Raw genomic sequence first — 14,890 nt, forward strand, 5'->3', positions numbered from 1 at the left:
AAAAACGGTAAAATAATTCGGCAACGGAATTACTATTGTTTGGATCCGTTAATTACCGCCTGTTAAAAAACTGCTAGTGGTAAATACCCTGAAATTTACGGCTTTAATATAATAAAATTGTTTACTCAAAATTGGAAACCAGCCATTCGGATATTACTTTAAAGCTTACATTAAAAAGCAGAAATTAATTAAATGGCTCTATACAAATACTCGCAAGCTGATTGGAAATTTCCTACCCTCTCTTTTGTCGTTTGCTTTCTTACGTACCAGCTTTTGCTAAAACTTGTAGGTTTTGGCGTGGCCCTGTTTCTAAGCCTGGCTATAGAAGTTATTATCCTGGTATTTTTTACAAAGTACTTTAAATCGGTGGCTGAGTTCCATGACTCTTATTTATTGGTAAAGAAAGGATTTTCGAATAAAACAGAGAAAATTCCATACTCCGAATTTCAGAAAATATCCTATTCTAATGCTACCCGGTTTTTAAAACTAAACCTCTATACAAACGGCAACAAGTTAGAATTGCCTCCCCCCGCAAGGCTTGCGCAAGCGAAAGAACTTTTTGCCTGGTTACAAATTAAAAATCCGGCAATAGCGTTCGAAATTACTCAGCCGGAACCAGCCTTAGATTAGTTTATCTTGTAGTTAGATTCTGGCGCGTTTCTCTTCGTACTTATTTGTAAATCAACCCTAACTTTTTAATATACTAGAACTTACACAAAAAATTTCAGTAAGCACATTGCTAATGCCCAAAGTAAGCAAATAATTTACGCCTGAACATGGACAATGGCTGGTGCCGCCGTTTGTATCTTCACAAAAAGCCCCTCATAACAATTAAAAAATTTAAAACCCAAACCCGGCATCAGTCTCTAAAAGCTCCTGGTATTTAACCGTATTAAATTTGTACAAGAAAGGTGCCTTATAGGTAACATTGCTTTTTACTTCGTCCAGCCGGTCCAATATTCCTAATTTCAGTATTTTCTTTTCGAAGTTTCCCCGGTCAATCGTTCGGCCTAGAATAGTTTCGTAGAGCCGCCGCAACTCGGTCATGGTAAATTTTTCGGGTAGTAGGTTAAAACCGATGGGTTTATTGGCTAAATGCTGCCGTAAAGCTTTTAAAGCATCTTTTACAATTTCGGAGTGGTCAAAAAGCAAGGGCGGTAAAGTAGTTAAATCCCACCAGCGGCATTCTTCCGAAAGCGTATCCGGCGTAGGTGTAACTTTTGCAATATCCACCAGGGCGTAATATCCCATCGATACCATCCGCTGCAATAACCAATTATCGTCAGTAATATTATTATCTACCGATTTTACTATTTTTTTGGTGTCGGGGGTATTATTGCGGTCCGCCGACCCAAACACTTTAAATTGTTCCAGATAAATATTATCGAGTCCCGTTCTTTCCCGCAAAATGCGTTGGGCAGCCATATCCACCGATTCCTCGCGCCGAATAAAACCACCCGGTAAACTCCACTGGTTAATGCGTATTACTTTGGTTAACAGCAACCTGAGTTGATTTTCGTGAAACCCAAAAACGGCACAATCAATGGATAAATGCGGAAGATGCTGCTCGTAGCCTTTATGAATAAAATCTAAAAAGTCGGAATCGGTACTCATGAAATAAACTTATGAAAAAATAATGTGTAAAAATTACGCACTTTTAAATAATTAGGTATATTGCGTAATGTTTACGCACATTGATATTGAATGATTTACTTTAATTAAAGCTTTTGGTTCCCTATTTATTTGTTGCACTTACGTCACCTTCATGAAAAGATACTTTTACCGTTTAAAATCCTTAGCTATTTTTCTTTTTCTAGTAGCCTTAACCGGATTAGTTTCCTTCGCTCTCTACCAGGAACCACCGCGCGTACTGGTTTTTAGTAAAACTATTGCTTTCCGGCATTCTTCTATTGGGGCAGGCAAAGCTGCTTTTATGAAAATGGGTCGGGAACACAACTTTGTAGTAGATACCACCGAGGACGCGAGTAAATTTAACGAAGAAAATTTAAAACGCTACCAAGCAGTAGTTTTCCTTAGCACAACCGGCGACGTTTTAAACGCTGAGCAACAAAACAATTTTGAGCGCTACATTCAGGCGGGGGGCGGTTATCTGGGTGTACACGCTGCCGCCGATACCGAGTACGATTGGCCCTGGTACGTGAAATTAGCCGGTGCTTGGTTCGATAATCATCCAATGCCGGATAACGTGCAGAAAGGTACTTTTGTGGTAGTAGATAAAACTAATCCGGCAACGAGTTTTTTACCCGAACACTGGGAACGCGAAGACGAATTCTACGCCTATAAAAATATCAGCCCGGATATAAAAGTATTGCTTAAAATCGATGAGAAAACCTATCGGGGCGGTACCAACGGCGACAACCACCCGATGGCATGGTTTCAGGAATTTGACGGCGGACGAGCTTTTTATACTGCTGGTGGCCATACCGATGCTTCTTTTTCCGAACCTTTGTTTTTGCAGCACTTATTTGCGGGCCTTAACTACGCCATGGGCGGCGAAAAACTAAAAACCTTGAACTACACGCAGGTCCGAACTCCCAAAATGCCGGAAGAAAACCGTTTTACTAAAGTAGTACTCGACGAAAAGTTAGCCGAACCCATGGAGCTTACGGTTTTAAAAGATGGCCGGGTATTATTTATTGAACGGGGGGGTAAAGTAAAAATGTATTCTCCGGGTACTAATCAAACTAAAGTAATTGCTACTATTCCGGTAAGTACCAAGTACACCGATAAAGAAGGTAAAGTAACGGAAGGCGAAGATGGCTTACTGGGCTTAACCCAAGACCCGCAATTTGAACAGAACCATTGGCTTTATCTGTATTACTCCGCGGCTGGTTCGGAAGCTAAAAATATTTTAACCCGTTACGAACTTCGGGGCGATGAGCTAATAATGGATTCCAAAAAAGTGCTGCTGGAAGTGCCTACCCAACGGGAACAATGCTGCCATACCGGCGGCTCCCTGGCTTTTGACGCCCAAGGTAATTTGTACATATCTACCGGCGATAATACCAGCCCCCGGGCTACCAGCTACGCTCCTATTGACGAACGCCCGGAACGCAGCCCTTGGGATGCGCAAAAATCTTCGGCCAATACCAACGATTTGCGGGGTAAAATTTTGCGTATTCACCCGGAATCAGATGGCAGTTATACTATTCCGGCCGGCAATTTATTCCCGAAAGGTACGCCAAAAACCCGTCCAGAAATTTACACCATGGGCCATCGGAACCCGTACCGCATTTCCGTGGATCGCAAAACCGGTTACGTATATTGGGGCGAAATTGGTCCCGATGCCAACGATCCTTCCGACCAAGGTCCGGAAGGCAACGACGAAGTAGGGCAAGCGCGCCAAGCGGGTAACTTTGGCTGGCCGTATTTTGTAGGCAATAACAAAGCTTACAGCAAGGTTAATTTTACTAATAACCAGGCCGGAGCTAAATTTGAAGCCGCCAAGCCCCTGAATACTTCGCCCAACAACACGGGTTTAAATCAACTCCCTCCCGCACAGAGTGCTTTTATCTGGTACCCCTACGGTGCCTCCAAAGAGTTTCCATTAGTGGGTTCCGGTGGCCGTAGTGCCATGGCCGGGCCCGTTTATTATCAGGATTTATTCCCGCAAGCCAAACGCGCTTTTCCGGCTTATTACAACGGAAAACTATTTATCTACGAATGGATGCGCGGCTGGATAATGGCCGTAACTTTGGATAAAGCCGGAAATTACGCGTCGATGGAGCGTTTTATGCCGAATTATAAATTTAGTAACCCCGTTGATTTAGAATTTGGCCCGGAAGGCGATATGTACATGCTGGAATATGGTTCCGGCTGGTTTCAGGCCAACGACGATGCGCGATTAGTCCGGATAGAATACAACGGTGGCAACCGCAAACCAGCCGTAGAAATAGCCGCCAACAAACTGGCCGGAGCTTTACCTTTAGCTGTAAACTTGTCATCGAAAGGTACCCTGGATTTTGACCAGGATGCCTTGCAATACAATTGGAAAATTACTTCTGCTGCCGGTACTTATAAAACCTTTACCCAGGCAAACCCAACCATAAACTTTACTAAGCCGGGAGTTTATAAAGCAACTCTTACCGTAACCGACGCCAAAGGGGAAAAGAGCAGCAAATCTTTAGAAATAAAAGCCGGTAACAACCCGCCGGTATTAGCCTTTGATATTACCCAGGGCAACAAGAGTTTCTTCATTCCGGGTAAACCGTTGGCCTACCAGGTAAAAGTTACCGATAAAGAAGACGGCAGCTTAGCAACTGGCAAAATTAATCCGGCGCAGGTGGCGGTTACCATTGATTACCTGCCGGAAGGATTTGACCAGGCGGCAATTGCTCCCGGACACCGAGATGCCGAAGGTTCCGCGCAATTTGCTACCGGGCTCCGGTTAATGGAAAGCAGCGATTGCAAAGCCTGCCATAGTATTGATAAAAAATCTATAGGGCCAGCTTATAAGCAGGTAGCCTTAAAATATCAAAACGATAATGGTGCCACCGAGCGATTGGCGAAAAAAGTAATTTCGGGTGGTAAAGGAGTTTGGGGCGAAGTTCCCATGAGTGCCCATCCGCAGTTAGCGTTGAACGATGCTACGGAGATGGTAAAATATGTATTGAGTTTAGCTACTGAGAAAACCGCTACTAAATCTTTACCAGTTAAGGGTAACTATACACCAGTTTTACCCACTACTGATAAAGGAAAAGGCGTTTATGTCTTACGCGCTTCTTACCGCGACCAGGGGGCGAATGGCATACCAGGTATTTCCGCGGAACAAACCCGGGTACTACGCAACCCGAATGTATTAGCCAGTTCTGCTAAATTCACGCACAGTATTCAGAAGTTAAAATTAGCCGATCCACCGCTTGATTTAGTAATTGTGTCGGGTTCTGGTGCGCACATTGGCTTTGAGCAATTAGACTTATCGGGTATTCAGGAGCTTACTTTTGTGGTAATGGCTCCAAAAGAACAAGTAAATGCGGCCGGTGGCATTATCGAGGTGCATCAGGATTTGCCAACGGGAAAGTTACTGGGTACGTCCAAAGAAATTGTACCGACTACTACTCCGGTTATGTCTACTCCGCCTCAATTTATAACTGTTCCGCTAACGACTACTACCAATTTGCAAGATTTGTATTTTGTCTTTAAAAACAGCAAAGCTCCTGCCGGCCAATCACTGTTTGTGGTGACGAATGTTATTTTCAAAGCCAAGGAAAACGAAACGAAAGCTCCCGTAAATGCGGTAGGTCAAACGAAGAATTAAGGGTTTTAGTAAATTTTAATACTCTAACCGAATTTCAGAATAATAGAAGTCAATAACGAACAACTAATAACAAACAACCATCATATAAATGAAGAGAAGAAATTTTTTAATGCAAACCGGAGCAATGGCCTTGAGTGGTTTGCTAACGGCTAATAAGTTATCAGCCAATTTTTTATCTGATTCAGCGGCAATGCGGCCGATTGGTTTAGGTTTATTTACTTTATTTAACGTAATCGATCAGGATGTAACAGGTATTTTAAAGAAAGTAGCCGCCTTAGGTTATCAGGAAATTGAATCGGCTTTCAGCAAGAAAGGCGGGTATTACGGCATGAAACCCCAGGAATTTGCCGCCTTCACCAAAGACATAGGATTAACCTGGCAATCGCACCACGTTTTAGGTGCGCCTTTTAAGTTACCGCCAGGTGCTAAAATGCCAACCGGTGCCGATGGCAAACCTATTTCTATTCCGCCTATGCGTAACTTACGCGATAACTACCAGGAACTGATCGACGAAGCAGCGGCTGGTGGCGTGAAATACCTGGTTTGCGCCAATACGCCAATTGGCACTTTAGATGAGATAAAATCTTCCATCGACGTTTTAAATAAATCGGCGGAAGCGGCTAAAAAAGCTGGTTTAATCTTTTGCTACCATAACCACGATGCCGAATTCAAAAAAGTGGAAGGCCAGGTTCCTTACGATATGCTACTGTCCCAAACCGACCCTAATAACTTAAAAATGGAATTAGATTTAGCCTGGGCAGTAAAAGGTGGCTACGATCCGGTAGCTTTATTTAAGCAACATCCGGGGCGTTTCCCTTTGTGGCACGTAAAAGATTTAACTCAAGACCGGCAAACCATTCAGCCAGTAGGCAGCGGTACCATCGATTTTAAACCCATTTTTGATCAGGCAAAGCTAGCGGGTTTGCAGCACTTTTTTGTGGAGCACGATATGCCTGCCGATCCGTTTGCCAGCATTTCCACCAGCATACAAAATTTAAAAAAACTTTTAAGTTAGATTAGTAGCAGAAAATTTTAACCGAAAAGTTTTAGGCTAGGCACTTAAGCAGCAGCTTTTCCCAGGAAGTAGTATTAATAAGAAAATTCAACCTATTTAACTCAATTAGATCAATAATTTACTAAATTTTTGGTCTGATTGAGTTAAATAGGTTCCTCCTGAATAAGACAGCGAATAATCATACTCTACCAAATTTAATTCTGGCCAATTACTTAGTTCTAAAAGGCCGAATACACAATAAACTTTTTCCTGGGTTTCGTATTTTGGATTTTAGTAAAAGGCATCTACTAAACAGCAGCGGGCTCCCGGAAACCTACCCAGGTGAAACGCTTAATTACAAATTCGGGGTTGGTGAAAGAAGCGTTACCCGCCGGATTACCGCCCGTTACGTGAAAATCTGAAAAACCCGCATTTTGGTTCACGTAAATATTGCCGGTAAGATTAAAGCTTACGGGTGTACCAGCCAGACTCATTTCATCTTTTATCTGCTCTTTAATTTCAGGATCGGTGGTATAAGCGGCGCACGAAATGGCTCCCTGCGTTTCAGCTAATTCCCGGGCTAAAGCAATGGATTCAGTTGTATTTTTTGTTTTAATAATTAAAGCTATAGGGCCAAACAACTCCTGGTTATAAATATCCTTATCGGCGGAGGTAACCTCGTATAAAACAGGACTACAAATCCGGGCATCGGTAAAAGCCGGATTTTTAATATTGCAAGTAGATAACAGTACTTTTCCGTGGCCTTGCGCCGAATCCTTCACGCGCTGCTCCGTAGCAACATTCTGAATGGCTCCCAAAATTTGCGGACCGGCTTTAGGATTATTGACTAAGCCCTCTATAGCATCGCTCAATTTTTGGGTGACTACTTCGTAAGGAATGACTTCACCATTTACTTTTATTCCGGTTTCGGGAACAAAGAAATTTTGCGGAGCGGTACACATTTGTCCGGAATACAAGGAGACTGAAAAAGCCAGATTCTGCAATACTTTATCTAAATCGGTTGTTGAATCTAATATAACCGAATTAACGCCTGCTTTTTCGGTAAAAACCATTTTACCGGGTAGTTTTTCCAGGTAATTGCCAAACGTGGTGCTACCGGTATAATCAATTAATTTAACTTTGGGGTGTTCGGCCAGTTCTTTGGTAATTAAATTATCTTGGGCATCTACTGCCAACTGGCAGATAGTTGGATCCAGGTTTTGTTCCTGTAATACTTTTTGCACTTGAGCCACTATCAACGCAATAGGTAAAACGGCTTTCGGATGCGGTTTAATAATTACCGGATTACCCGTTACCAGACTGGCAAACATACCCGGTACTGTATTCCAGGTCGGGAAGGTAGAACAACCAATAACCACACTAATACCTTTCGGCACTGGTATCCAACTTTTTTGCAGCTTTATGCTATACTTCCCCATAGGCTTTTCCCACTCAGTCTGCGCCGGGAAACGGGTTTGCTCTTCTAAACCGGCCGCAATTGCTTCTAAAGCCCGATCTGCTGCATGTGGCCCGGATGCTTGAAAAGACATTAAAAAAGATTGACCGGTGGTGTGCATGGTAGCGTAAGCAATTTGAAAAAATTGCTTTTTTACGTGTTCCAAGGCTTCTACCAGCAAAACTGCCCGTTCCGCAGGATCTACTTTTCGCCAGGTATGAAAAGCCTTTTCGGCCCGTTCTATTAATGTGTTTGCTTCAAAAAACGGATACGTAATACCCAAAGCTTGCTGTAAATAAGGCGACTCCTCCTGCCCCACCCAATCCGACGGATTAGGTTGCAGTAACTCTGTAAACGGCTTATGTAAATAGGCTTCGTAGGCAGTCCGCCCTTCCAGATCGGCGGTTTCGCCGTATACCTCCGGAGTAGGGTTTTCGGGGTAAGCCGCAAAAAAAGTACGTTCGTGCAGGGCGCGGATGGCTTGCTGTAACAACGTTTGGTTTTTTTCTTTGTTAATAATAGCCATTTTTAGATACTTTTCGGTTGAAATTCGTATTGTTTCGGAGTGGCCGGTTTTCTTAAATTTACGTGAATTCAGGCTATTATCCAGTTTTAAACGATTCTTTTTCAACTTTGGCTTTTTCTTATATTCCTGATTCTTCTATGCTGACATGATTACCCGTTTTTCTTTTTGTTTTCTCGTTTTTTTCTCTGTTTTAAGTTTAAACTGGTTTGCTTCTTCGGCGCAAAATTTACGTTCCGCTAATCAGGAAACAACTACGGCCCGTACCCAACCCAAATACTTATTAATCAAATTAAAACCCAATTCCCGCTCCACCGGTACCCCCCAGCGGCAGGCTAGTGCGCCCTTTAATTCCTTGCAGCAGGTTTTGGCACAAATAAAAACTACTTCGTATCGCCCGAAATTTCCCGAAACCACTACTATCTCCAACTTAAAACCCGGTCAGGTTGATTTATCGTTATGGTACGAAGTTCAATTTCAGAATTTAAAATATTCTTTTCCGCAACTACGCCGCATGTTGCTCAGCACCGGCATGGTAGATCAGGTAGAACCCGTTTATGTACCCGAGGTGCTATATCAGCCCAATGACCCTTTAGCTGATTCCGTAACCGGAAACCAATATTATTTAAAACAAATTCACGCGTACAAGGGTTGGGATACTGAAAAGGGTGATTCAACTATTGTTATCGGAATTCTGGACACGGGAACTCGTCTGGACCACGAAGATTTAATCAAAAATTTAAAGCATAATTACGCCGATCCAATTGATGGAGTAGATAATGATAACGATGGTTACATTGATAATTTTACTGGTTGGGATACAGCCGACAATGACAATGATGCGAATGCGGGCGGACACGGTACTTTTGTAAGCGGCATTGCCGCTGGTACCCCCGATAATAATACTGGTATGGCAGGCGTTGGATTTAATTGCCGCTATTTACCAATTAAAGTTTTTTCTTCGGATGAAAATGGCTCTTTTGGTGGCTATGAGGGCATTAAATACGCCGCCGATCATGGTTGCCAGGTAATTAACTTATCGTGGGGCGGAGAAAATCCCTATTCTCAATTTGAGCAGGATGTTATTAACTATGCCGTTATTAATAAAAATGCTATAATAGTAGCTGCTGCGGGCAATACGCCTAAAGAAACTTTTTTTTACCCCGCTTCTTACGAAAATGTATTAGCGGTTAGTAGCGTAGATCAGAATGATGTAAAAGTAGCTAGTCAAACCTTTAACTACGCCATCGACCTCACCGCACCCGGTATAAGTATTTCAACTACCAGTAGTACCGGAACTAATACTTATGCGAGGGTAGGAGGTTCTTCCATGGCCTCCCCTCTGGTAGCCGGAGCTGCCGGCCTGCTCCGGAAAAAATTCCCGAATTATACTGCCCGGCAAGTAGCAGAACACCTGCGGGTAACGACCGATAACATTTACGCAGTTGGCAGCAACAATACCTACCTGGAAAAACTAGGTCATGGCCGCTTAAACGTATACCAGGCTTTAACTACGGCTCAACCCAAGGCAGTCCGAAATACCGAAAACACCTACGATTATCAGCGTATTTATGCGGGCAACGTTTTACCAATTATTGGAACATTTGAGAACGTATTAACGCCCACTCAAAGTTTAATCATTACCCTTTCTTCTTCGTCGCCTTATGTTTCTGTTATTCGGAGCACTTACAGTGCCGGGGCAATGGGTAGCTTAACTTCTAAAACAAATACCGCGCAACCATTTCAGGTTCTCATCAGCAAAGATATTCCGGCCAACCAAGAGGTAAGTTTTCGTTATGGTTTTAGCGATGGCACTTATACGGACTACCAGTATTTTACACTTCTTCTTAATTCAAATTACGTAACATTAAAAACCGGTGATTTAGATGCAACCGTTACTAGCCTGGGGAATATTGGGTTTAACGGGGCTAACCTGAAACAAGGAGAAAGTGTGATTTATAAGAATTTTGGCCAAATGCTGAGCGAAGGTGGCTTGCTGGTAGGTAATTCTCCCGAAAAAGTATCCGACCACCTGCGCACTACGCCTCCCGAGTCCGACGAAGATTTTACCATTACCCAAGGAATCCGGTTTGTAGAAAATAGTAAACGCGCCGACGAGGAAGCATACGGCGCGTTTAAAGATAGATACCCCAGGGTTGGTTCAGTGGGTGTAAAAGTAAAACAGCGGGCCTTCGCCTGGCAGAATACGCCGTACATCATCCTGGAATATCAACTTACTAATACTACTTCGGAGCCGTTAACCAACCTGCACGCCGGCTTATTTGCCGATTGGGATATTGGTGATTATACCAACAATGCCGCTGTTTGGGATTCGGTAACCCGAACAGGATATACTTTTACACCGGACAAGCCAGAGGTGTACGCGGGTATTACATTACTCACAGATCAACCGCCAACTACTTATGCCATCCGTAACCCAGCTAGTGGCCCGGAGGCGGTTAACCTAGCTGATGGTTTTAGTAACACCGAAAAATTTAGGGTTATAAGTAATTCCTCCCGCCAAAACCAAAATACCGAGGGTTCCAATAACGATGTATCGCAAGTAGTAGGCGGGGTGCTCCCGAATTTACTTACCGGGGAAACCACCACCGTAGCTTTTGCTATACTGGGGGCAGAAGCTTTGATCGATTTAAAAGAAACTGCCCAAGCTGCCCGAGCTAAATACCAGCTATTAAAATCCGGCCCGGTACTGGTAAAACAAATAGATTCAGTTTGCCAAGGCGAAACTCTAATTATTCGGCCAACCGGTGGAAAAAATTTTAAATTCTACGCCGACTCAACTGGAAAGCAATTATTAAATACAGGCCCGGGTTTTACCATCCCGCCTTTGCAACAAGCTACCACTTATTACATCAGCAACGTAGATTCTCTTTACGAAAGCCCCTTAACTGCAATGCCAATAGTTCCAGCCAATAGTCCGGCACGTTTTGCTTTTTCTCCCAATCCGGTATTTCCGGGTGCAAATGGCCGGGTTCATTTTACAGATCAGACGGTGGGTGCCAAACAATGGAACTGGAACTTTGGCAACGGCACCTACAGCCAGGAACAAAATCCAACTATTCAATACACACAACCCGGAAAGTATCTGGTAACCTTACAAGTAACTAATCAATACGGCTGCCTGGATTCCCTTACCCAAACCGTGGAGATTAAGTATTTGGACTACATCCGGCAGTGGCAGGAAAGCGATATTCTGGTCTATCCTATTCCTACTTATGATTTTTTAACAATTGCTATCTCCGAAGGAATTGATGCTACGCAAGGGCTGACTATTAGCCTGGTGAATGTTGTTGGCCAGCAGGTATTAGATAAAGTAACGTACCAAAATGGTAAACAGGCCTTCGACTTACGTAATCTGGCTAATGGCATTTACTATTTACGGATTCAGGGCCAAGATGGGCTTATTACCCGCCGGGTGGAGGTATTACGATAAATTTTAGAAATGATTTTGAGTACTATTTATCATTGGAGTTTTTGCAAGTCACCAGATTTCGGTGCTAACTAGTTTGAGATTTCAAGTTTGCCTCGTGGCCTGTGGGCCTCGTTTGGCTGTTTCGGGCAGTTTAGCGAACCTTGGCTCGTTGCACACTGCGCCATGCTGCTTTGCCGCACCGGAACGCTAAAAGGCCCTAAACAGCAAAACTGGTATTATTGCCAGTAGCTACCTGGCTCTTGAAATTAGGGACGAAAGGGTTAGATGATAGAATTAGTAAATTTCTCTTCTATTTTAATGAAATACTCCACCTCGCGCAAGTGTTAAGCGAAGCGTCACTTGGGCGTAAGAACCCCAGTCAGTCTCCCGACTGACGTGAAATGGCCTGGTTTCCGCCAGTCGGGAGACTGGCATTTGTCTGTAAGTTACAAGTTTCGCTCTGCTAAGACTTGCGCTAGTAAGGTTAACAAAGACAGTAAAACGAAGACAAGTTAATTAACCTGCTTCATTTTCGGCCAAAGTAAGATCAACGTTAGCTATAAGCAACAATATTCCAGTTTGGTTATCGAGCACCTGCTAGGCCTCCGATGTCGAAAGCATTCCGCAGACGGAGTCAAGGAAAACCACTTAAAACAAAAAAGGCCCTCTTTCGAGAGCCTTTTTAAATCTAAATTTACTAAACTACTTCTTAACCTTGCATGGGAGCGGGAGCGCTTTGCTCTTGCAACCGGATCAAGTTAAGGGCAGAACCGGCTTTGAACCAGGCAATCTGACCTTCGTTGTAAGTATGGAGTACTTCAAAGGTATTGGTAGTTCCATCAGCGTGATGCAATGCTACCTGCAATGATTTACCCGGAGCAAACTCGGTTAAACCTATAATGTCCAAGGTATCATCTTCCTGAACCAGGTCGTAATCTTCTTTGTTCGCAAAGGTTAAAGCCAGCATACCTTGCTTTTTCAGGTTAGTTTCGTGAATACGGGCAAACGATTTTACCAGTACGGCCAATACGCCTAAATGGCGCGGCTCCATCGCAGCGTGCTCCCGGCTGGATCCTTCGCCGTAGTTTTCGTCGCCGATAACTACCGATCCAATACCAGCGGCTTTGTAAGCCCGCGCTACGGCAGGAACTTCGCCGTAAGCACCAGTAAGCTGATTTTTTACCTTATTGGCTTCTCCGTTATACGCATTAATCGCACCGATTAACATGTTGTTGGAAATATTATCCAGGTGACCACGGTATTTTAACCAAGGACCAGCCATGGAAATATGGTCGGTGGTACATTTTCCCTGGGCTTTAATCAACAACCGCAAACCGCTTAAATCGGTACCCGACCAAGGAGTGAAGCCTTCTAATAACTGTAATCGATCTGAATTTGGATCAACCACTACTTCTACCTTGCTCGAATCGTCGGCTGGCGCTACGTAACCTGCATCTTCTACCGCAAAACCTCTTTCCGGGAAAGGAATACCTTTTGGTTCATCGAGTTTTACTTGTTCCCCGTTTTTATTGGGTAAAGTATCGGTAAGTGGGTTAAAAGTTAAATCTCCGGCAATAGCAAAGGCGGTTACAATTTCCGGCGAAGCCACAAAAGCGTGGGTATTCGGGTTACCATCGTTCCGTTTCGCAAAGTTCCGGTTGAAAGAAGTAATAATAGAGTTTTTACGTCTCGGATCATCGGTATGACGCGCCCACTGACCAATACAAGGGCCACAAGCGTTGGCTAATACTACTCCTCCTATTTCCGCGAAAGTATTCAGAATGCCATCGCGCTCCGCCGTGTAACGCACTACTTCCGAACCAGGAGTAATAGTATATTCGGCGTTTACTGCTAAACCTTTGTCAATGGCTTGTTGCGCCAATGAAGCGGCGCGGGTTAAATCTTCGTAAGACGAGTTGGTACAAGAACCAATTAAACCTACCTCTAATTTAGAAGGCCAGTTATGCTCCCGCACGGCATCTGCGAAAAGAGAAATCGGCCAGGCGGCATCCGGAGTGAAAGGACCGTTTACGTGCGGCTCTAACTCACTCAAATTAATTTCAATTAACTGATCGTAGAAAGTCTCAGGATTTGCATATACCTCATCATCCGCACGCAGGTGTTCGGCCACTTGGTCAGCCAATTCGGCTACGTCTGCCCGATCAGTATGAATCAAGTATTCTCTCATTTCGTTGTCGTAACCAAAAACCGAAGTAGTTGCTCCAATTTCGGCCCCCATATTACAAATGGTAGATTTACCGGAACAAGAAATGTTGTTGGCGCCTTCGCCAAAATATTCTACAATGGCTCCAGTTCCACCTTTTACGGTTAGAATACCGGCCACTTTTAAAATTACGTCTTTAGGAGCCGTCCAACCGCTCATTTTACCAGTTAGTTTTACTCCAATTACTTTCGGAAACTTTAATTCCCAGGCCATACCGGCCATTACGTCTACAGCATCAGCGCCACCCACGCCAATCGCAATCATACCTACCCCACCGGCATTTGGTGTGTGCGAGTCGGTACCAATCATCATTCCGCCCGGGAAAGCATAGTTTTCTTGAACTACCGTGTGAATAATACCAGCACCTGGTTTCCAGAAACCAATGCCGTATTTATTCGATACAGAGGCTAAGAAATCGTATACTTCTTTGTTTTCGGTGTAAGCTTCAGATAAATCTTCGTTCGCTCCTACCCGAGCCTGAATTAAGTGATCGCAATGTACCGAGGAAGGAACCGCTACTCTGGGTTTGCCCGCCTGCATAAACTGCAACAATGCCATTTGAGCGGTAGCATCTTGCATGGCTACCCGGTCCGGAGCAAAATCTACGTACGATTTGCCCCGCTCGTACGCCTGGATAGCTGAGCCATTATGTAAGTGTGCGTATAATATTTTTTCAGTTTGGGTAAGCGGACGGCCAACCGCCTGGCGGGCGGCAGCAATCTTCTCCCCTAATCCGGCATACACTGCCTTAATCATATCTATATCAAAAGCCATATTTATAATTATTGGTTACTGATGTGAAAATTGTTTTATCTCGGCCGGAACTTATTTAGGACCAATGCCAATTTAATTGGCGCAAATATATATAACCCCAAATAAAAGTACTATTTAACCCGTACCTATTTTACTATTTAAAATCATAACAAATAAAAAACATAGTTTGATTCAGTATTCTATGTTTTGTAGGAACTGTTTCATGAAA

At 43.7% G+C, this 14,890-nt stretch carries 7 protein-coding genes; 4 read left to right on the plus strand and 3 right to left on the minus strand.

Annotated elements, in window-relative coordinates; genetic code table 11:
• Positions 1-192: 192 nt before the first annotated feature.
• Positions 193-630 carry a hypothetical protein gene (locus HUW48_RS18775; RefSeq protein WP_182412401.1) on the plus strand — a complete coding sequence of 146 codons (438 nt, stop codon included), beginning with the start codon at positions 193-195 and terminating at the stop codon, positions 628-630.
• Positions 631-840: 210 nt separating this feature from the next.
• On the opposite strand, the gene HUW48_RS18780 is transcribed toward HUW48_RS18775, so the two are convergent.
• Positions 841-1,614 (minus strand): NUDIX hydrolase, encoded by a 774-nt coding sequence (locus tag HUW48_RS18780; protein ID WP_182412402.1) that lies wholly within the window; start codon positions 1,612-1,614, stop codon positions 841-843.
• A gap of 151 nt (positions 1,615-1,765) precedes the next feature.
• On the opposite strand from HUW48_RS18780, the gene HUW48_RS18785 reads away from it, so the two are divergent.
• The gene (locus HUW48_RS18785; protein ID WP_182412403.1) at positions 1,766-5,278 is read left to right on the plus strand and encodes a ThuA domain-containing protein; all 3,513 of its coding nucleotides are present in this window, start codon (positions 1,766-1,768) and stop codon (positions 5,276-5,278) included.
• An 88-nt stretch (positions 5,279-5,366) separates the two neighbouring features.
• On the plus strand, positions 5,367-6,293 hold the full coding sequence (locus tag HUW48_RS18790) for a sugar phosphate isomerase/epimerase family protein (RefSeq protein WP_182412404.1): 927 nt from the start codon (positions 5,367-5,369) through the stop codon (positions 6,291-6,293).
• A 287-nt stretch (positions 6,294-6,580) separates the two neighbouring features.
• Here the strand turns inward: HUW48_RS18790 and paaN are convergent, their stop codons facing one another.
• Positions 6,581-8,359, minus strand: a complete 1,779-nt coding sequence (paaN, locus tag HUW48_RS18795) for a phenylacetic acid degradation protein PaaN (protein ID WP_317173714.1) — start codon at positions 8,357-8,359, stop codon at positions 6,581-6,583.
• A 40-nt stretch (positions 8,360-8,399) separates the two neighbouring features.
• On the opposite strand from paaN, the gene HUW48_RS18800 reads away from it, so the two are divergent.
• Positions 8,400-11,705, plus strand: coding sequence for a S8 family serine peptidase (locus HUW48_RS18800; protein ID WP_182412405.1), 3,306 nt, complete (start codon positions 8,400-8,402; stop codon positions 11,703-11,705).
• 688 nt (positions 11,706-12,393) lie between these two features.
• On the opposite strand, the gene HUW48_RS18805 is transcribed toward HUW48_RS18800, so the two are convergent.
• Positions 12,394-14,682 (minus strand): aconitate hydratase, encoded by a 2,289-nt coding sequence (locus tag HUW48_RS18805; protein ID WP_182412406.1) that lies wholly within the window; start codon positions 14,680-14,682, stop codon positions 12,394-12,396.
• Between the last annotated feature and the right edge of the window lie 208 nt (positions 14,683-14,890).

This window comes from Adhaeribacter radiodurans (genome assembly GCF_014075995.1).
Classification (GTDB): domain Bacteria; phylum Bacteroidota; class Bacteroidia; order Cytophagales; family Hymenobacteraceae; genus Adhaeribacter; species Adhaeribacter radiodurans.

Excerpts from the sequence above, each read along its gene's own strand:
- HUW48_RS18775 (WP_182412401.1), top strand. The coding sequence starts at position 193 with ATGGCTCTATACAAATACTCGCAAGCTGATTGGAAATTTCCTACCCTC.
- HUW48_RS18780 (WP_182412402.1), bottom strand. The coding sequence starts at position 1,614 with ATGAGTACCGATTCCGACTTTTTAGATTTTATTCATAAAGGCTACGAG.
- HUW48_RS18785 (WP_182412403.1), top strand. The coding sequence starts at position 1,766 with ATGAAAAGATACTTTTACCGTTTAAAATCCTTAGCTATTTTTCTTTTT.
- HUW48_RS18790 (WP_182412404.1), top strand. The coding sequence starts at position 5,367 with ATGAAGAGAAGAAATTTTTTAATGCAAACCGGAGCAATGGCCTTGAGT.
- HUW48_RS18800 (WP_182412405.1), top strand. The coding sequence starts at position 8,400 with ATGATTACCCGTTTTTCTTTTTGTTTTCTCGTTTTTTTCTCTGTTTTA.
- HUW48_RS18805 (WP_182412406.1), bottom strand. The coding sequence starts at position 14,682 with ATGGCTTTTGATATAGATATGATTAAGGCAGTGTATGCCGGATTAGGG.